Consider the following 19,704-nt stretch of genomic DNA (forward strand, 5'->3'; position numbering starts at 1 on the left):
TTACACAGTTTTCTCTAATTATAGACAAAAACAAGAGGATTATTTTTCCGAAGTCTTACCGGATAGCACAAAATCGCGTATCAGGCCAATGATTACCAACAAATAAAAAATAGTCATCGGTACTCCCAGATAATGAATCAATGTCTCGTTGAGCGAAGTACAAAGTGCATAAGAAAAGAAAGAGACAATAGGAATCCCCACTGCATAATAGAATTTCCGGGGGAAATACAACATATAAACAACAGCCAGCAAATCACCCGCATACATATATCGTTCATGCATTCCTGGCAAAATAAAAGGAAAAATCACAGCCGAAAGCAATGCCAACCGGACCAAATACTCGTTCGTCAAATTAACCGGACGTTTCCAGGCCAGATATCCACCTCCTATTAACGCGAACAAAAAAGTAAACAGTATTCCTATCCATTTTACCGGTTCGTAGTAATCATTGCTGATCCACATATAAATATTGGGAAACTGTAAAGAAAGTTCCTCATAATGCGATGACTGTTTTACAAACACAGACAATAAATCCATCAACGGCCGACCGGCTATATAAGAAGGAAAAACCGATACCAGATAAACAGCAGGAATCAACAAAAAATAATACCATTTAATCCTGTTCCTCAGCAACAAAACAAAGAAAAAAGGAAAGAGAAGTACAGCCTGTAATTTAAAGGAAAAAGAAATCCCCAGAAACAAAACGGAAAGAAGCGAGCGCTTCTTCATCACAAAATAAATACTTCCCAACAGGAAAGAGGCATAAATAGAGTCGCATTGAGCCCAGTAGGAACTATTAATCAGGACTGTCGGAAGAAGTGGCACCACGGCAAACGCACACCATCTCACCCAATTTTCCTTATATTTCTGATAAGCAATCGCCCCCACAAACCAAGCAGCCACATACTCAAAGAGAACAGACAACAATTTAATCCCCACTAAAGGAGCTACCCCAAGCTTAGCTATCAGTAATAAAAAATACAGATAAGCCGGTGTGTAATTAGCAAACGGATAACGGAAAGCCTCAAAATAACCGTTCGACTTGATAAATTCCACCCACGGCAGAAGGAAAAAAGTATAATCCCCCGGTTGAGGGTAAAAAGGAAGCATACATAATTTTACTACTATGCCGAACAAAATCAACAAAGCCAGAAACTTTTTGTTTCTGAAAAGAGAAAACAAAAAAGAGATAATTTTCTGCATAATAGTAGTCTTTAATGAAAAGACCGGAGAAAAGCTTTTACACCCTTCCTCGGTCTTTATCAATTACCAATATTTATTTACCTAATATATCCATTGTATCGGAAGCGATCATATATTCTTCGTCAGTCGGCACAACGATAATTGTAACCTTACTGTCCGGAGTGCTGATCACCATTTCTTCGCCACGCATACCTTCGTTCTTTTCAACGTCGATCTTCATGCCCATGAATTCCATGTTTTCACATACAACACGACGAGTAGCCCATTGGTTTTCACCTACGCCGCCAGTCCATACCAGGATATCGCAACCACCCATAGCAGCAGCATATGCACCGATATATTTCTTGATGCGGTAGTTATAGATATTCAATGCCATGATAGCGCGTTTATCTCCTTCGGCAACAGCTGCTTCGATTTCACGCATATCGGAAGAAATACCGGAAAGTCCCTGTACACCGCTCTGTTTGTTGATCAGATCGGACAAACCTTTGGCATCCAGTTTTTCCTTATCCATGATGAATGTAAGTGCGCCGGCATCTACATCACCACAACGGGTTCCCATCAGTAAACCTTCTACCGGAGTCAGTCCCATAGAAGTATCTATACTCTTACCGTTTTTAACAGCAGCGATAGAACCACCGTTACCTACGTGAGCTGTAATGATACGCTGTTCTTCGTAAGGAACACCCAGGATATCGCAAGCACGTTTTGATACATAGCGATGACTGGTTCCGTGGAAGCCATAACGACGGATACCATATTTCTTATACAGAGAATAAGGCAGACCGTACATATAAGCATAATCCGGCATTGTCTGATGGAAAGCAGTGTCGAACACACCCACCTGACGGATTCCCGGGATCAATGCGCTCATAGCACGGATACCTTTCAGGTTTGGCGGATTATGAAGCGGTGCCAGATCAATACACTCAACCATCTTACCGATCACTTCCGGAGTAATTTCCACACTACTGCTGAATGCTTCACCACCGTGTACCACACGATGACCTACAGCATCGATTTCGTTAAACGACTTGATACAGCCGTATTTATCGTCAGTCAGCACACTCAGGATGAACTCGATAGCTGCATTGTGTTCAGGCATTTCCTTTTCGAGAATCACTTTCTTGCCATCCGGCTGAGTGAATTTCAGGAAAGAACCCGGCAAACCCAGCTTCTCTACGCCGCCCTGTGCCAGCACTTCGTGTGTGTCCATATTGAACAGCTTGTACTTAACAGACGAGCTTCCGCAATTTAATACTAATATCTTCATATCTTTCTTGTTGTGTCTTTTTTACTTTTTAGCAGCTTTTAAGCCGATAGACTGATTGCTGGCGATAGCAACCATCTTATAAATATCATCTACTGAACAACCGCGTGACAGGTCGTTAACAGGAGCAGCCATACCCTGAAGGATCGGGCCTACAGCTTCTGCGTCACCCAGACGCTGAACCAGTTTATAAGCAATATTACCTACTTCCAGTGTCGGGAATACCAGTACGTTAGCCTTTCCTGCCACTTCGCTGCCCGGAGCCTTCAATGAAGCAACCGATTCTACCAAAGCTGCATCCGACTGCAATTCGCCGTCGATCTTCAGTTCCGGAGCCATTTCTTTCGCCAGACGGGTAGCCTCAACTACTTTGTCTACCATTTCGTGAGAAGCACTGCCTTTCGTAGAGAAGCTCAACATGGCCACACGCGGTTCAACACCAACGATATCGCGGGCTGTTGCTGCTGTTGCTACAGCGATACTTGCCAGTTCCGGAGCAGTAGGATTCGGCATTACGGCACAGTCGGCAAAAACCAAAAGACCTTCTTTTCCGTATTCCGGTTTCTTTGTAAACATAAGGAATGCACCTGATACGCAACTCATGCCCGGAGCAGTCTTGATGATCTGCAAAGCAGGACGAAGCACGTTACCTGTCGTATTCTGCGCACCGGCAATTTCACCGTCGGCATCACCGGCCTTGATCATCAGGCAGGCAAGGAATAAAGGATCTTCTACCATAACGGCTGCCTTTTCAGGAGTCATACCTTTTTTCTGGCGCAATTGGAAAAGCAGGTCGGCGTAAGCGGCTTTCTTTTCATGATTTTTGGGGTCAACAATAGTAGCCTGTCCGATGTGGTTCAGACCGTAGTTTGCTGCCAAAGAAGAAATCTCGGCAGGATTTCCGATCAAAATGATGTCAGCAACTCCATCGGCCAATAAACGGTCGGCGGCTTTTAATGTTCTTTCTTCTGTTCCTTCGGGAAGAACAATGCGCTGCTTGTCAGCTTTAGCGCGTGCAATAATCTCTTGCATTAAATCCATAGCGGAAGATATTTTTATAGAATTTAGTAATTGCTACTGTTTGCGGGTACAAAAGTAGACAAAATGCAACATAGAGTTTGCAAAAAGTGCAAAAGAATTGCATCCCGACCTGCCACTTTCAGAACATTTAACAGTAATTCACTACTTCACGCTCTCCGGAAAGGATTTGCTGGAGTTCTTCGGCTGAGATATTGATTGCCAACTTGCCGTTATGAGCCACAGATATCTTGCCGCGTTCCTCCGATACGATAATAATCAAAGCATCCGTATCCAGCGACATTCCCAGTGCCGAACGATGGCGCAAACCCAGGTCTTTCGGCAGATTGGCGTTCTGCGCAACCGGCAGGATACAGCCAGCCGCCTTGATCCTTCCGTCTGCTATGATCATGGCACCATCATGCAAAGGACTATTCTTAAAAAAGATATTTTCAATCAGACGGGCATTCACATCAGCATTGAACATTTCGCCGGTATGTTCATAAACCGACAGGTCCACATCTTGTTGGATAACGATCAGGGCACCGGTCTTTTTACGCGCCATATTCATACAGGCCAGAACCACCGGAGCGACAAACTTACCTTCACTCTCCTTATCCGCTCCTCTTTTTGAAAACAGTTTCCCCAGAAACTTCCAGCCGCGGTGCGAACCGAGGGCCAGTAGGAAACGCCTGATTTCATCCTGAAACAAAATAACCAGTACGACAAAACCGACACTGATAAACTTATCCAGTATGGCGCCCATCAAACGCATTTCCAACACCTGCGAAACCAGGATCCATACAACAATAAACGAAACGACCCCGCTAAAGATAGCCAGCGTGCCCGAACTTTTCATCAGTTTGTATGTCTGATAAAGGAAGAAGGCTACCAGCAGTACATCGATCAGGTCTTTTATTCCGAAATGCATCCACATAATTTAATTGAAAATTGAAAATTGAGAATTGAAAATTACGGATGAACGTGATCTTCGACTTTCAATTTGGTTATTATTTTAACTGTTTCTACAGCAGCTTTCACATCATGAACGCGGAGAATATCAGTGCCGTTCATTAGGGCAAAAGCATTCAGCACCGTAGTTCCGTTCAGGCTGTCGGCAGGTGTTCCTCCCAGGAAACGGTAGATCATACTTTTGCGGGATATACCGACTAAAAGGGGAAGATCGAACACGCCGAACTCCTGTAAACGATTCATCAAAAGGTAATTCTGATCGACCGTTTTACTGAAACCGAACCCTGGGTCAAGGATAATATCATTTACCCCCAGCAAACGAAGTTCACGTACTTTCGATGCGAAATACAGCATGATCTCTTCCATCATATCCGTATAACCGGTATGCTGCTGCATTGTCTGGGGGGTTCCGCGCATATGCATCATAATATAAGGTACATTCAGCCCGGCAACAGTACCGAACATAGCCGGATCCAGTTCGCCGCCCGATATATCGTTTATGATGGCAACACCATAATCCTCCACACATTTACGGGCCACATCAGCACGAAATGTATCGACCGATACGACAGCCTCCGGATAATGTGCGTTCAATATCTTTAAGGCAAAAGCCAGCCGTTCCATCTCTTCTTCCGGCGAAACCTCCTCTGCATCGGGACGGGACGAATATCCGCCGACATCAATGATCTGACCGCCTTCCGACAATATAGCCTGTATACGTTCTTCAATATCTGCTTCCGTTTGTTTACGGCTTCCGGCATAAAAAGAATCGGGGGTAACATTCAGAATCCCCATCACTACCGGGGTAGAGAGCGACATGAGTGTTCCCTTAATATTGAGCGTTTTATCTGACATTCCAATTTTATATTTCCAGCAAAGATACACGATTCTCACTGAAATCTTCCCTCTTCATTCCTCATTCTTCATTTAATTACTACTTTTGCTCTCTAATAATCAGCAAACGAAAGAAAGCTATGAGTATTTCAGAACTGTATGAATTATTTATACACCATCCGAAAATAACGACAGACAGTCGCAATTGTCCGCGTGGTTCTATCTTTTTCGCCCTGAAAGGGGAAAGATTTGACGGAAACCAATACGCAGAAAAAGCACTGGCTACAGGTTGCTCTTATGCCGTGATCGATAACCCGGACTATGTCACAGGCGAACGCACCATCCTGGTCGACAATGTATTGACTGCCTTACAACAGTTGGCTCACCGCCATCGTAAAGTATTAGGTATTCCCATTATCGGTATTACCGGAACAAATGGGAAAACGACCACCAAAGAATTACTGGCGGCCGTATTATCCACCAAGTTCAACCTGCTTTATACCGAAGGCAACCTGAACAATCATATCGGTGTTCCCCTGACCCTGCTTCGACTGACACACGATCATGAGATGGCAGTTATCGAAATGGGGGCCAGTCATCCGGGCGATATCAAAGAACTGGTAGAAATCGTTTTGCCGAACTACGGAATCATTACCAACGTCGGACGCGCCCACCTGGAAGGTTTCGGTTCCTTTGAGGGTGTAATAAAAACAAAAGGGGAATTGTATGACTATATCCGCCGCACAAAGGGAAAGATATTTATAAAGAAAGAAAATAAAGACCTCCAGGGGATCGCTAAAGGGATCGAACAAATCACTTACGGGGCAGACGATACTTCGTTCGCTTCAGGTCATGTGATCAGCTGTAACCCGTTCCTCACTTTCGACTGGAAACAACAGGGGAAAATTCATACTGTAGATACGCACCTGATCGGGGCATATAATCTGGATAATGTGCTTGCCGCCGTCGCCATAGGCCGTTACTTTAAAATTCCGGCAGAACGCATCAGCCGCGCCATTGCCGCTTACGAGCCGACAAACAACCGGTCGCAGTTAAAAGAGACAGCAAGCAACACCTTACTGATCGATGCTTACAACGCAAACCCCAGCAGCATGAAAGTCGCGTTAGAGAACTTTACAGCCATGCCGGTATCCCCTAAAGCCGTCATTTTGGGTGACATGCGTGAACTGGGGCCGGCTAGCGACGAATTGCATGCCGAAGCGATAGAAGAAATCAAAGCCGGAAAATTCGATAAAGTATTCCTCTGCGGAGAACATTTCCAAAAAGCAGGCAAAGACTTTGACACCTATGCCACAACAGAGGAATTGATCGACGCATTAAAAGCCAACCCGTTAAAAGGATACCATATCCTGATCAAAGGTTCACACGGGATGGCATTGGAAAAGACAATAGAAGTTCTGTAATAACTGTCTGTCCTGTTTGCTTGCCGACAATTGTCGGCAGGCCTGCTCACAATTATCGACAGGTTTGCTCATAATTGTCGACAAGCCTGTCCATAATTATCGGCAGCCAATATGATCAAGTAGTTCCTTCCTCCTGATTATCCATAAACAATACCTTCTTCAGCTTCTGATACAGGAAAGACAATACGAGCAGGATAACTCCCAGCATGATAAATACAATGATCTTACCAACCGTCGGTAGTAACCACAGATCGACAACAGGAAAATCAATAAGATAATCTTAATTTAATGAACGCAACTAAAATACGGATTAATTTAAATTACAAGCTATCCATAATCCTTCTTTGTTTCTCAAAAAACAAAATACGCTGTTGTTCACCACTGACCGATATCATGGTAGAGGCTTTCAGCAATGACTGAAGCCAGTTACGGACAATCTCATAGGCCTTTTCGTCCTGCGAAACAACCGTATTCAAAATAAATGCCCGAATGATGCTGATCCGGAAATTCTGTGAATCCAGATAACTATAACTGGCATCAAAATTAATATTCGAAATATAAAACAAAACCGGATTACCAGTCTCATTATATACCCCACGGGTTGCCATTAATTCCATATTATCGAGGAAACGGAGTAAATCCTGTTTTAAAAGACGGATATTTTCAGTATCTATCAGATGGATACTGCGACAATATAATATATCATTCACTATGTATTGAAAAATCAACGGATCCCAGATATAAGTAGTCTTCCCAATATGTTTCGATTCCGCCGCAGTTATCCGCTGAACCTCCAACAGTTTCTCCGAAGGTTCTATATCGCAGAAATGAACCGCCCTATCCGAATGGCCATACTGATTATACCATTTACAGAGATAAAAACGGGTTATATAATCGTAATCAAGTAAGAAAGTGGTAGGAAGCACGTTCATACACTCCACCCCGCAGGAAGACGGATCGGTGCCAGCTTCCCGCAACCGTTCGTTATACATTTCCCACATTTTAAAATCATCCTCTATCGGTTCCACATACTCCACCAGACTCAGCTGATAAGGACGACTCTTTGCCGCACATCCTCCGACCAGATTATCCAACGAGACCCCAAACTTATTGCAGATCGCAGCTATCTCTGCAAAAGAAAAAGCCACATCGCCCCTCATACGGCGGTACACAGCTTCTCTTTCTATACACAGTAAATCAACCAAAGCATTGGTCAGGGTCGCTTTATGTGGCATTTTCTCTCTGATCGCGCTGATAAACTTTTCGTAAATCAGGTCTTTACTCATAATAACAATTTTAATGATTGCCAGTAGACAAAAATAATAAAAATAAAGAACCATTCCTACCAATACTCATTTTTGACTACTTTTGTATATTTATAAACAATATAATAATATGCACGATCTTTGTTGTATAGGTCATATCACACTGGATAAAATTGTGACCCCTAAAAATACAGTACACATGGCGGGAGGAACCGCTTTTTACTTCTCCCATGCAATCAAACATTTCAACGACATCGATTATTCGTTGATCACGGCTTTAGCCGAATCGGAGATGAAAGAGGTTGATAAGTTACGATCGGAAGGAATCGATGTGGCGGTTATGCCCAGCAAACATTCCGTTTATTTCGAGAACATCTACGGAGAGAACCAGGATAACCGCACGCAGCGGGTTCTGGCGAAAGCAGACCCGTTCACAGTCGATTATCTGAAAGATATACAGGCCAAGATCATACATCTGGGAAGTCTGCTAGCCGACGATTTCTCACTGGATGTCGTGAAATACATGGCTGAAAAAGGACTCGTATCCGCCGACTCTCAAGGTTATCTGCGCGAAGTCCGTGATAAGAAAGTCTACGCTGTGGACTGGACAGAAAAGGAAGAAGCATTAAAATATATCCATTTTCTGAAAGCAAACGAACATGAAATGGAAGTGCTCACAGGCCACGACGATGTTGTCGGTGCTGCATTGAAAATGTATGAATGGGGAGTAAAAGAAGTACTGATCACGTTGGGCAGCCTGGGCTCTGTTATATACGATGGAAAAACATTCCATAAAATACCGGCCTACAAACCCAGAGAAGTGGTTGATGCCACCGGCTGTGGCGACACTTATATGACCGGTTACCTGTATCAGCGTGCCAAAGGTGCTTCCATAGATGAAGCTGGCCGCTTTGCCGCCGCCATGTCCACCATCAAGATCGAAGCCTCCGGTCCCTTCAGCGGAAGCAAAGAAGATGTCATCCATTGCATGGAGACGGCGGAACAGAAGTTTCCGGAAATTTAGACGAGCCTGTAAAATTCCCCATATTTTTTATTGTGTGGGGAATTTTCCCCAACTAGAAAGGGGAATAATCCCCATTGCAATGGGGAAAATAGAATTATCTAAACGCCTTGCTGAACGTGGTCATCAACAGAATACAAAGTCCCAGCAAGCCGACCACCATATAAGCATATTCCATATTAAAAGCCTGCGAGATTGCCCCGATCAGTAATGGTGCGACAAGCGAACCGATAAAACTGATACTTGAAAGAATGGTAAGCGCAATCCCTACCGGTGTTTTCGACTTTGCCCCGACAAGGCTATAAATAGTAGGAACCATACTCGAAATTCCCAGTCCGACCAACATGAATCCGAATGAGTTGACAATCACCTTCAAGGCCATCGAGTCAACTGTACTGCCCAATAAGGCAGAAGTAAAGAACCCGATAAAAATAAAAGCACCGGACAACTGCAACACCCGCTGCTTTCCCCATATCCGGTACGCATAATTAGCCAGGAAGCGACCGACAGTCATCATCACCATAAACACCAGAAAGCCTATCTGCAAAGATTTAGGTACCTGCAAAACCGATTCAAAATAGACACCGCTCCAGTCAAACATCGCGCTCTCAACCACCAAAGCGAATAAACCGACCAGCCCCAACTTAATCAGCAACATCTCCGGTCTCTTTATATATTGCCATTTCTCCGACTTATCTTCTACAGCTTCCTCCTTCACTTCCGCTGTAAATACATCATCCTGTAAATACCTGCGGCTCACCATGGTAAGCAACAGTATCAATGCAGCGATCAACGTAAAATGCCAGAACGGAGTAATATCCGAAACGATCATGATAAAACCGATCAACGCTCCCAGACAGGCAGCCAGACTCCATCCCCCATGAAAAGAAGCCATGATCGTCCGCCCATAAAGCCGCTCTATCCCGATCCCCTGTGTATTCAACGATATATCACACAGATTCCAGAACACACCGAAACAAAACAGCCCCCCCCAAGCATATAAATATTCAATGCCGTCCCAATCGCAAATAGAGAAAGGGCATATCCCATAATACTGATCTGCACCATAATACGACTTCCCAGCTTCGATACCAGATAACCCGCCAGCGGAATCGCCACAAACTTCCCCACCGGAATCATAAACAGCACAATCCCCCAATACAGGGCATCATTCACCGTAAAGATCTCCTTAATATCAGGAATACGACTTGCCCAACTTGAAAAGCAAAGCCCCTGAGCAAGAAAAAAGGAAAGAACCGCAAAACGTATATGTTCTTTCGAATAAGCTACATGGTTATTAGAATCCATTTCATCAGATATTTATTGAACGGTTAAAAATAGACATATTTTCGTTATACCGGGCACCAATCTGTGAAACAAAAAATAAATACACAGTTCAAATTGTGCGTTTATGAACACTAAACGTGCGATAAAGCACTCACTCTTCAATAGCCACAACAGGACAAACTACTATATAACAAACATTTAATTCATGGCACATTTTTTGATTATTATCATTTAATAATATTCTATCATGATTAGACACTATTTCAAGACAGGATTCAGAAACCTGCTAAAATATAAAACCCAATCCTTTATCTGCATAATAGGATTAGCAATCGGATTGACCTTTTTCACCGTTGGGTACTATTGGTATAGATATGAAACATCTTACGACAGCTTTTACCCGGAATCGGAACATACCTATAATATTTATACGATCGACAAACAGACTGGAAAAATGCAGCCGGGTGCCCCCGTCATTTTATGCGCTGAATTAAATGAAAACTTCCCCGAAGTTAAATATGCTGCTACTTTATCCAATGCTGGGGGCATATATACTTCCGATAATAAAACAATCGGTACCCCCTTATTTAAATGGGTAAATCAAAACTATACCCGGCTTTTTCCTCCCAAAGTTATAGCCGGAAACATGACTGATCCCATCCCTACAACCGAAGACGGAACAAAAACGAATCTGATGGTAACCCGCAAATTCGCTTTGAAATACTGGAAAACCCCGGAAGAGGCTATTGGTAAAATACTCACTGACCAGAATAAATTCACAAAGACAATAACAGCCGTTATTGAAAATCCACCCTCAAACAGTATTTTTCAGGCAGATGGTTATTATAGTATCCAAGTCGATAAAAGCCATTACACCAGCCGTTCGCCGGAATATTACTGGAATTATCCACCTAATGAAATGTATGTATGCCTCCATGAAAATACAGATGTAAAAGCATTCAGTCGGAAGCTACACACCTATTCGATAAAAAATCAGCTAAACCCTAATTTATATATCGAAATAACCCCTATCACTAAAACAAGATACCAATTGGGAGCAGAGATGTCCTTCAATCTAAACTATATCCGGACCTTTGTTGTTTCCGGATTATTATTGCTACTCTGTACTCTGTTCAATTTTATCAACTTACAGGTCAATCGCATCTTTGAGCGTTCCCGCGAATTTAAGCTACGAACCTCTCTGGGAGCAGTAAAAAAGAATTTATTCTGCCAGATCATCATTGAAATTTCTATTCAGGTACTGTTAGCCTTGTTAGTCGGGGTTTCCCTGATAGAACTGACAACCCCTTATATCGAACAATTATTGGATACGTCTATTCAAAAACAGGAATTATTCATAGATTTATTACAGACAGGAATATTCGGCTGGACTCTTCTGTTATCAATCGTCCTGCTTATCATCAGCCGCTTTATCCATAAGCAATCAAACGATTTCAAAGCGGGTCCCCCATTATTCCATACGACCAACAATGAATGGATCCGCAAAATCAGTATCGGACTACAGTTAGGTATTTGTGTCGGCTTCATGTTTACCGCACAAATATTATTTCTGCAAATCAACCGGATGAAAAATACAGCGATGGGATTTGATACCGACAACCTTATACAGGTTAATATATCCTCACAAATCTACTCGCAATTCACTGATGAGATAAAACAAATACCAAGTATTACAGATTGCATTCGCGGAGGAAATTTCCGGCTAAGTCATGATAACTGGCATACCGAAAAAGAAATAGGATGGGAGAACAAACCAGCCAATGCCTCTTATGAAATCCAGATGATACAGGCAGGCATAGACTTCGCACAGAAGATGAAAATTACATTGCTGAAAGGACGTTACCTGGAAGATACAGACATGCAATCGGATGATCCGTCCGGCATCGGATGCCATAAAGTACTTATCAACGAACAAATGGCCAATCTGCTTGACACCACCGATCCGATTGGAAAAATGATTAGCAGAAAAGATTATCTTCTAAGAGGAACGGACGAGACACCTCCCCTTTATTTTGAAATAGTAGGAGTCGTCAAAGATTTCCACGGACTAAGCCTTCGAAATCCAATACCTCCTACAATCATTGAATATTGGAATTTCTATGATTACTATTTATATTTACGGACTTTACCCGGAAAGGAAAAAGAAGCATTAAAAGCTGTAAAGGAATTGATCAGTCGTATAACCCCCGAAGGATTTCCGTTGAGCGAGACAATGACAGTCAACGATCAGTTGGAAATACTGACCCGCACTGAAAACGCCAGTCTCCGGTTATTCACCTTACTGGCTATTTTATGCGCATTAATTTCCATCTTTGGTATTTATTCTATTTCTTCGTCCAATATGCAGCAGCGAAAGAAGGAAATAGCCATTCGAAAAGTGATGGGAGCCACTTCGCGAGAGATCATTGATATGTTCTTGAAAGAATACACAATAATCACTTTGACAGCCAATGCCATCGCTTTACCTGTCGGCTATCTGTTCGCCCAAAAATGGCTGGAACAATATCCACAGAGCGTTCATATCCAACTCTGGATGTTTATAAGTATCCTGCTGGCTACTATTCTGTTAGTTATACTGACAGTCTTAGGACAAGTGATTCGGGCCGCAAACGGAAATCCGGCAGAAGTTGTAAAAAGCGATTAAAAATAAATGATGAGGACAAGAACCGGAAATAACAGAAAAAATCCGTATGTTTGCCATAAACCTTCCGAGTATGATAAACAGAATATTACTGATTTTCCTGTTGTTTTTCTGCAAAACCTTGCTTTTAGGACAAACTATTGCAGAACGAATAATGCCTCCCGAAGGATATGTCCGAACAGAGGTAGCAGCAAATTCTTTTGCTTCATATCTCCGTCGGCTACCTCTGCAACCGGAAGGAAGCAAAGTTTTGCTTTATAATGGAGAGACAAAGCGTAATCAGCTGCCTGCTTATGCCGTCGTCGATCTGGATATCGGAAAACGTGACCTTCAGCAGTGTGCCGATGCCGTTATCCGGTTGAGGGCAGAATATCTTTACGGACAGAAACAGTATGCAGCCATCCACTTCAATTTCACAAACGGATTCAATGCCGAATATACCAAATGGGCAAAAGGCAACCGTATCCGTGTGAACGGCAATACAGTGTCGTGGTATCCATCCAAAGGCGAAGATTATTCCTATAAAACATTCCGTTCCTATCTGGATATGGTATTTTCCTATGCAGGAACAGCCTCCCTATCGAAAGAACTGGCTCCGGTCAATTACCAAGAGATGAAGATAGGTGACGTATTTATCCAGGGCGGTCACCCGGGGCATGCCGTTATTGTCGTCGATATGGCCGTTCACCCAAAGACAAAAAAGAAAGTATTCCTGCTGGCACAAAGTTATATGCCTGCCCAGCATATCCATATACTGACCAATCCGATAAACTGGAAGAAATCCCCCTGGTACGAACTGAGTGACTCGGATGACGGAAAAGTTTATACCCCGGAATGGGTATTCAATAAAAAAGATCTGAAACAATTCAAATAAAAAACGTTTCAAAAGCCACTACATATCAATACCTTACATTTAAATATATTATTTTTCTCATTTATTATTCAATAAAGATGCAGCCTTTTTACAACTTCTACCATCTTATTAGTCGTACATAATTTATTAACACTAAAATAAAAGAAAAATGAAGAAGACGTTGAAATGGTCGCTTATGATGATGTTAGCAGTAGTTGGTTTAACTTTTGCTTCTTGCAGTGATGATGATGACACTCCAACAGTAGGAACTGTAGAAGATGTTAATGGCGAGTTTACAGGGAAGATGACTTATGCAAAAGAAGCAAAAGAAGCAGCAGCTACAGGTACGACTCTGGAACTGAAAGTTGCAAATGACTCAATTCAGTTTGAGAAATTCCCTTATCAAGCATTAGTTGTAGAACTTTTGGGTGAAGAAGCATCAAAGCCTATCATCGAAGCGATTGGCGATTCACTGAATTACAAAATAAACTATACAGCAACAATGAATGCGGCAAAAGATTCAGTTGTAATGACTTTAAAACCGGAACCATTAAAAATCGATGCTGCTGGTGTTGAAGTTACTATTGAAGCAGAAAAGACAGCTTCATATGCAGTTAAAGACAAAAACTTAAAGTTCACTATTAAAGCTGCTAATGTAAAAGTAGGCGGAATAGACTTCCCTGGTGGTTGGACTCCGATGGACTTGTCTTTCGATATGAAGAAGAAATAAGACTAATTCTATCCAATATAAACGGAGGATGTTTCATTGGAAGCATTCTCCGTTTTTGTATTCCAACAACAGGTCCTATATAATATATGTATAGTGCGTCAAACTTTTCTCTCCTTCTTTCCGCAACTGATTACTATCAACCGCCTCTTTTAAGTCCCTGCTGGCCGTAGCTGTTGATAACTCTTTAAAATATCTCAGATAGTCTTTACGGGTAAAAGAAGCATCTGCTATATAATCCTTAAACAAAGCAATTCTGTCACGCCCCGTAAGTGTTACATTCTGCGATTGCAGTAATTCTTCGAGCGACTCTTCTACTATTCTCAGCATAAATTCAACAAAGATAGTAGACTCCCCTTGTCTGTCAGCAACAGCCAAAATCCGATAATACTCTTCCTGATTTTCTTTAATGAGAGACTCTACCGGCAAATATTCAAACACCGGATTATACTTCATCAAAATAACACTTTGCCACAAACGTCCCATTCTTCCGTTTCCATCAAGAAACGGATGGATAAATTCAAACTCATAATGGAAAACACAACTCTTGACAAGCAATATTTCATCATCATTCTCCAAATAACCAAACAAGTCATTCAACAGCGATTTAACAAGAGTCCCTGAGGGAGCGACATGTGCCAGCTGTTTTCCTTTCATGATGCCAACTGATTTATTCCTCAGCCTCCCAGCGTTTTCTACCAGACCATCCATCAATATCTGGTGTGCCTCACATAAGGATTCTATGCTAAAAGGATCAAAAAGGCCAATATTTTCATAAACACGAATTGCATTTTTCACTTCGGTAATATCTTTTAATGGAGCTATTACACGTTTCTTTTCCAATAAAGCCGTAACTTGATCGAAAGTTAACGTATTTCCTTCAATAACAAGAGAAGAATGAATTGTGCGTATCCTGTTCCTTTTTCTTAGTTCAGTAGGAGGCCTATGCAAACGGGCCGCTTTAATTTCACCCAGTTTTTCTGAAATTGAAGCGACTTTAGCCAATATATAAGGTGTTATTTTATAAAGAGGTTTCATTGTGATAGTATCATTTGATAGTATCAAAGATAAGAAATATATTTATATAAACATAAAAAATCTCCTTCCGGTATGCGAATTAACATGTAACCGGAAGGAGATTCTTATATTCAACAATCTTTTCAGGATTGGTCTGCTACAATTTCTCTTTCAAATAATGCCCTGTATAAGACTCCGGGCACAAGGCCACCTCTTCCGGCGTTCCGGCACAAACCAGATAACCGCCGGCGTTACCTCCTTCCGGTCCTAAATCGATCAGGTAGTCAGCACATTTGATCACGTCCATGTTATGTTCAATGATCACTACCGTATGTCCTTTATCGATCAATGCATTAAATGCTTTCAGCAGGGTCTTTATATCATGGAAGTGCAAACCCGTAGTCGGCTCGTCGAATACGAACAAAGTCGGCTGCTGCTTTTCCTGCCCCAGATAATAGGCCAGCTTCACACGCTGGTTCTCACCGCCGGACAAAGTCGAAGAAGTCTGTCCCAGTTTGATATAACCCAGGCCGACATCCTGCAACGGCTTCAACCTTTTGACGATCTTCTTTTCCTGCGAACCGGTATATGCTTCGAAGAACTCGATTGCCTGGTTGACAGTCATTTCCAGCATATCATAGATATTCACACCGTGATATTCCACATCCAGCACATCCTGTTTGAAACGCTTTCCATGGCAGCTTTCGCATTCCAACGTGATATCCGCCATAAACTGCATTTCCACCGTGATACGGCCGTCCCCTTTACATTCTTCACAGCGTCCGCCTTCCTTATTAAAAGAGAAATAGGCAGACGTATATCCCAGCTGTTTCGCCAGTGGCTGTTCACCGAACAATTTACGGATCTCGTCGTAAGCACCGATATAAGTCACCGGATTCGAACGCGAACTCTTACCGATCGAGTTCTGATCGACAAACTCGATACCCTGTATCATCTTCATATCACCTTCCAGGCCGGAACAATCCACCATCAGCCGGGCCGCATCATCCAGATAATGCTTTACCCCTTCATAAAAGATATCCCGCACCAGCGAACTCTTTCCCGAACCGCTGACACCGGTAACAACCGTCATCACGTTCAACGGAAATTTCACATCTACCCCTTTCAGGTTATTCTTACGGGCCCCTTTCACCTCTATATAATTATTCCACAGGCGCCGGAAAGCGGGGACTTCAATCTTATCTTCACCGGTCAGATAACGGACCGTATAACTGTCGCTGCTGGTTTGCAGGTTATTCACATCCCCCTGGTAGACCACTTCGCCCCCCAAACGTCCAGCCTTCGGACCTATATCTATAATATAATCGGCTGAACGGATAATATCCTCGTCATGTTCCACCACGACCACCGTATTACCCAACGCCTGCAACTGACGCAACACCTTTATCAGCAAATCGGTATCTCTCGAATGCAACCCGATACTCGGCTCATCCAATATATACAAGGAACCGACCAGGCTGCTGCCCAACGAAGTCGCCAGGTTAATACGCTGACTTTCACCACCCGACAACGAAGCCGAAAGGCGGTCGAGCGTCAGATACCCCAACCCGACATCCAGCAGGAACTGCAAGCGGTTCATAATCTCCGTCAACAAACGTTTTGCCACGGCCGCATCCGTTTCGTCCAGCACCAGGTTGTCAAAAAAGGCTTTTGCTTCCGTGATAGGCAATGCCACCAGTTCAGCTATATTCTTACCGCCTACTTTCACATAGAGCGCTTCCGGTTTCAGGCGGGCCCCTTTACAGGAAGGACAGGTCGTCTTTCCCCGATAGCGAGCCTGCATGACACGGTATTGTATTTTATAAAGATTCTCTTCCACAAACTTGAAAAAGTCGTCGATGCCGTGCAAGCCGCGGGCACCATGCCACAACAGGTCTTTTTCCTTCTGCGTCAGGTCGTAATACGGACGATGTATCGGGAAGTTGTATTTCTCGCTCTTGGCGATAAACTCCTTCAACCACTCTCCCATCACTTCGCCTTTCCAGCAGACCACCGCCCCCTGAAAGACCGACAAACTCTTATCCGGTACCACCAGGTTCTCATCGATACCCAGAACTTTTCCGAATCCTTCACAGACCGGACAGGCTCCCAGCGGATTATTAAAACTGAACATCATATCGGTCGGTTCGATAAACGTGATACCATCCGCTTCGAATTTCTTGGAATATTCCTTTACCACCGTCCCTTCGGCAGCATAGATACGGATAATACAGGTATCATGCCCTTCAAAAAACGCCGTTTCCGCCGAATCGGCCAGACGGCTTTTCAATGTCTTATCGTCCGAAACCGTCAAACGGTCGACCAGCAATTCAATATTGGGAGAACCGAGCAATGCCTCATCCGCCAACACTTCCTGGATACGGTAAGCCGTGTCGTTGATTGACAAACGGGTATATCCTTCTTTCTGTAAAATCTCCAGCTGCTCCTTCATGCCACGGCCTTCCGGCAGGACTACCGGGGCAAACACGGCAAAACGGGTACCGGCCGGATATGCCAGAACCTCCTTCACGATGTCTTTCACCTGATGCTTTTTCACTTCCATCCCCGACACAGGCGAAATCGTCTTGCCTATCCGGGCATAAAGCAGCCGCAGGTATTCATATATTTCGGTAGATGTACCCACTGTCGAACGCGGATTGCGGGTATTCACCTTCTGCTCGATCGCAATAGCGGGCGGAATGCCTTTAATATAGTCGCACTCCGGCTTGCTCATACGCCCCAAAAACTGGCGGGCATAAGAAGAAAGACTCTCCACATAGCGGCGCTGTCCTTCGGCATATAACGTATCGAAAGCAAGGGAGGATTTTCCGCTGCCGGATAATCCGGTTATCACGACCAGTTTGTCGCGCGGGATCTCTACATCAATATTCTTCAGGTTATTAACACGAGCCCCTTTGATAAATATAGCATTATTTTCAGACATAAATCTTTTCCTAATAAGGATACAAAAATAGCAAAAAGAAACGAGAACCTGAATTTAGTACAGAGGTATTCGGGTTTGTTATTATTTATTATCTATTATCTTTGAATCGGATAAGAGACTTTCGCATATCTATCTGAATTACATTTTTTAATCTACGGAAACAGGATCGTTTTTTACCATTTTTTTAGCTCGGAAATAACTTCGATAATTACTGAATCCAGCATGAATAACAATCTCCATCAAAGATATTTTTTGCTTTCTTTGTACAGCCTCCGCCTGTAATCTTTCAACTTCCTTCAATCGGTAATTATTAATAAAACGATTGAAATTCATCTCATACTCTCTATTTATAAATGCTGATATATAAGTTCTGTTGGAGAAAAGATCCTTGGCCATGTCGGTTATTTTGAATTCCGGGTTTAGATAAGGTTTCTTATCCTCTAAATACTTCTCGACTCGCTCCCGCCCCAATTGCGCATAATTCCCCAACGCAGTCATTTCCTTTTCTTTGGCAGTAACAGGTTCGATAATCACATAATTCTCCGAAAGAATATTCAGGCACAGCACAATATGAGTAAAAACTGCCGGCAACGTTGTAAATATCCAAATAAGCCCCAACTTATTGAATAGCCCGATACCCAATATCAATCCGGCTATCGGCAAGGTTTGCAGCAGGACCCTGAAAATAATGATAAAGGATAGCCAATCCAGCGACATCCGGTAAATATCAGCGGAATAATCAGTTACCTGACGTTTATAGGATTTTATGCGAAGCAAGCTCAATACAGAATATAAAATACTCAGCAAAATACAGACGATAAACGTAATGTCGACAATCGCGCTTGTCAGGCTTACTTCATTATCATAAATAGCAGTCCATCGTTGCCGGAACGGCACTATTAAGGCAATCACGTAAATAGTTACAGTCAAACACGACGGAAGGATAAAATGGTATACCGGAAAACGCCTCTGCTCGCCTATTCCCGTAATAATATAGGTAATCAGGTACAGGAATATGGGAATAAAACTGAACGAGGAAAAGAAAACAGGTTGGTATGTTATAAAAGTGTCGCGGGCGACAGAATGCATAACCAATCCACTCCAGTACAACATTATCAAACAGTATACAGTGATTATGCTGTAATGTATTTTCCGATTGACTGTATTGGAAGAGCGAGTTATGTCAAGCGAAATCATGATGAGGCCGA

The 19,704-nt window shown here is 42.9% G+C and carries 14 protein-coding genes and 1 pseudogene; 5 read left to right on the plus strand and 10 right to left on the minus strand.

Annotation, left to right across the window (positions count from 1 at the left end):
• Window positions 1-39 precede the first annotated feature (39 nt).
• The 5 genes from C825_RS26930 to folP all read right to left on the minus strand — a co-directional run bounded on the left by C825_RS26930 (window position 40) and on the right by folP (window position 5,317).
• The gene (locus tag C825_RS26930) at window positions 40-1,203 is read right to left on the minus strand and encodes a putative hexosyltransferase (protein ID WP_010800840.1); all 1,164 of its coding nucleotides are present in this window, start codon (window positions 1,201-1,203) and stop codon (window positions 40-42) included.
• A gap of 73 nt (window positions 1,204-1,276) precedes the next feature.
• Window positions 1,277-2,476: an acetate/propionate family kinase gene (locus tag C825_RS26935; protein ID WP_009859983.1), complete on the minus strand. Its 1,200-nt coding sequence runs from the start codon at window positions 2,474-2,476 to the stop codon at window positions 1,277-1,279.
• A gap of 21 nt (window positions 2,477-2,497) precedes the next feature.
• The gene (gene pta, locus C825_RS26940; RefSeq protein WP_009859984.1) at window positions 2,498-3,514 is read right to left on the minus strand and encodes a phosphate acetyltransferase; all 1,017 of its coding nucleotides are present in this window, start codon (window positions 3,512-3,514) and stop codon (window positions 2,498-2,500) included.
• A 127-nt stretch (window positions 3,515-3,641) separates the two neighbouring features.
• Entirely contained in the window at window positions 3,642-4,427 is a 786-nt protein-coding gene (cdaA, locus tag C825_RS26945) for a diadenylate cyclase CdaA (protein WP_044215084.1), read from the minus strand.
• 35 nt (window positions 4,428-4,462) lie between these two features.
• Window positions 4,463-5,317 carry a dihydropteroate synthase gene (gene folP / locus C825_RS26950; protein WP_010800841.1) on the minus strand — a complete coding sequence of 285 codons (855 nt, stop codon included), beginning with the start codon at window positions 5,315-5,317 and terminating at the stop codon, window positions 4,463-4,465.
• Between the two features lie 119 nt (window positions 5,318-5,436).
• Here folP and C825_RS26955 point away from each other — a divergent pair, with 119 nt between their 5' ends.
• Window positions 5,437-6,720 carry a UDP-N-acetylmuramoyl-tripeptide--D-alanyl-D-alanine ligase gene (locus tag C825_RS26955; RefSeq protein WP_010800842.1) on the plus strand — a complete coding sequence of 428 codons (1,284 nt, stop codon included), beginning with the start codon at window positions 5,437-5,439 and terminating at the stop codon, window positions 6,718-6,720.
• A gap of 320 nt (window positions 6,721-7,040) precedes the next feature.
• Here the strand turns inward: C825_RS26955 and C825_RS26960 are convergent, their stop codons facing one another.
• Window positions 7,041-8,006, minus strand: coding sequence for a helix-turn-helix domain-containing protein (locus C825_RS26960; protein ID WP_044215133.1), 966 nt, complete (start codon window positions 8,004-8,006; stop codon window positions 7,041-7,043).
• A gap of 109 nt (window positions 8,007-8,115) precedes the next feature.
• Here C825_RS26960 and C825_RS26965 point away from each other — a divergent pair, with 109 nt between their 5' ends.
• The gene (locus C825_RS26965; protein ID WP_009859989.1) at window positions 8,116-9,009 is read left to right on the plus strand and encodes a PfkB family carbohydrate kinase; all 894 of its coding nucleotides are present in this window, start codon (window positions 8,116-8,118) and stop codon (window positions 9,007-9,009) included.
• 94 nt (window positions 9,010-9,103) lie between these two features.
• On the opposite strand, the pseudogene C825_RS26970 reads toward C825_RS26965, so the two are convergent.
• A pseudogene (locus C825_RS26970) lies at window positions 9,104-10,314 on the minus strand (MFS transporter).
• Window positions 10,315-10,540: 226 nt separating this feature from the next.
• On the opposite strand from C825_RS26970, the gene C825_RS26975 reads away from it, so the two are divergent.
• The 3 genes from C825_RS26975 (at window position 10,541) to C825_RS26985 (ending at window position 14,538) form a co-directional block, all read left to right on the plus strand.
• Window positions 10,541-12,958 carry an ABC transporter permease gene (locus C825_RS26975; RefSeq protein WP_010800844.1) on the plus strand — a complete coding sequence of 806 codons (2,418 nt, stop codon included), beginning with the start codon at window positions 10,541-10,543 and terminating at the stop codon, window positions 12,956-12,958.
• A gap of 70 nt (window positions 12,959-13,028) precedes the next feature.
• Window positions 13,029-13,829 carry a DUF4846 domain-containing protein gene (locus C825_RS26980; RefSeq protein ID WP_044215132.1) on the plus strand — a complete coding sequence of 267 codons (801 nt, stop codon included), beginning with the start codon at window positions 13,029-13,031 and terminating at the stop codon, window positions 13,827-13,829.
• Between the two features lie 148 nt (window positions 13,830-13,977).
• On the plus strand, window positions 13,978-14,538 hold the full coding sequence (locus tag C825_RS26985) for a DUF4840 domain-containing protein (protein WP_009859992.1): 561 nt from the start codon (window positions 13,978-13,980) through the stop codon (window positions 14,536-14,538).
• 75 nt (window positions 14,539-14,613) lie between these two features.
• On the opposite strand, the gene C825_RS26990 is transcribed toward C825_RS26985, so the two are convergent.
• The 3 genes from C825_RS26990 to C825_RS27000 all read right to left on the minus strand — a co-directional run bounded on the left by C825_RS26990 (window position 14,614) and on the right by C825_RS27000 (window position 19,609).
• Window positions 14,614-15,573, minus strand: a complete 960-nt coding sequence (locus C825_RS26990; protein WP_228100043.1) for a Fic family protein — start codon at window positions 15,571-15,573, stop codon at window positions 14,614-14,616.
• A 136-nt stretch (window positions 15,574-15,709) separates the two neighbouring features.
• Window positions 15,710-18,496 carry an excinuclease ABC subunit UvrA gene (gene uvrA / locus C825_RS26995; protein ID WP_010800847.1) on the minus strand — a complete coding sequence of 929 codons (2,787 nt, stop codon included), beginning with the start codon at window positions 18,494-18,496 and terminating at the stop codon, window positions 15,710-15,712.
• A gap of 147 nt (window positions 18,497-18,643) precedes the next feature.
• Window positions 18,644-19,609, minus strand: coding sequence for a helix-turn-helix domain-containing protein (locus tag C825_RS27000; RefSeq protein ID WP_228100044.1), 966 nt, complete (start codon window positions 19,607-19,609; stop codon window positions 18,644-18,646).
• Window positions 19,610-19,704 lie beyond the last annotated feature (95 nt).

Source organism: Parabacteroides sp. ASF519, assembly GCF_000364265.2.
GTDB lineage: Bacteria > Bacteroidota > Bacteroidia > Bacteroidales > Tannerellaceae > Parabacteroides > Parabacteroides goldsteinii.

Excerpts from the sequence above, each read along its gene's own strand:
- cdaA (WP_044215084.1), bottom strand. The coding sequence starts at position 4,427 with ATGTGGATGCATTTCGGAATAAAAGACCTGATCGATGTACTGCTGGTA.
- C825_RS26990 (WP_228100043.1), bottom strand. The coding sequence starts at position 15,573 with ATGAAACCTCTTTATAAAATAACACCTTATATATTGGCTAAAGTCGCT.
- C825_RS26935 (WP_009859983.1), bottom strand. The coding sequence starts at position 2,476 with ATGAAGATATTAGTATTAAATTGCGGAAGCTCGTCTGTTAAGTACAAG.
- C825_RS26980 (WP_044215132.1), top strand. The coding sequence starts at position 13,029 with ATGATAAACAGAATATTACTGATTTTCCTGTTGTTTTTCTGCAAAACC.
- C825_RS26985 (WP_009859992.1), top strand. The coding sequence starts at position 13,978 with ATGAAGAAGACGTTGAAATGGTCGCTTATGATGATGTTAGCAGTAGTT.
- C825_RS26930 (WP_010800840.1), bottom strand. The coding sequence starts at position 1,203 with ATGCAGAAAATTATCTCTTTTTTGTTTTCTCTTTTCAGAAACAAAAAG.
- C825_RS27000 (WP_228100044.1), bottom strand. The coding sequence starts at position 19,609 with ATGTTGTACTGGAGTGGATTGGTTATGCATTCTGTCGCCCGCGACACT.
- folP (WP_010800841.1), bottom strand. The coding sequence starts at position 5,317 with ATGTCAGATAAAACGCTCAATATTAAGGGAACACTCATGTCGCTCTCT.
- pta (WP_009859984.1), bottom strand. The coding sequence starts at position 3,514 with ATGGATTTAATGCAAGAGATTATTGCACGCGCTAAAGCTGACAAGCAG.
- C825_RS26965 (WP_009859989.1), top strand. The coding sequence starts at position 8,116 with ATGCACGATCTTTGTTGTATAGGTCATATCACACTGGATAAAATTGTG.
- C825_RS26960 (WP_044215133.1), bottom strand. The coding sequence starts at position 8,006 with ATGAGTAAAGACCTGATTTACGAAAAGTTTATCAGCGCGATCAGAGAG.
- C825_RS26975 (WP_010800844.1), top strand. The coding sequence starts at position 10,541 with ATGATTAGACACTATTTCAAGACAGGATTCAGAAACCTGCTAAAATAT.
- uvrA (WP_010800847.1), bottom strand. The coding sequence starts at position 18,496 with ATGTCTGAAAATAATGCTATATTTATCAAAGGGGCTCGTGTTAATAAC.
- C825_RS26955 (WP_010800842.1), top strand. The coding sequence starts at position 5,437 with ATGAGTATTTCAGAACTGTATGAATTATTTATACACCATCCGAAAATA.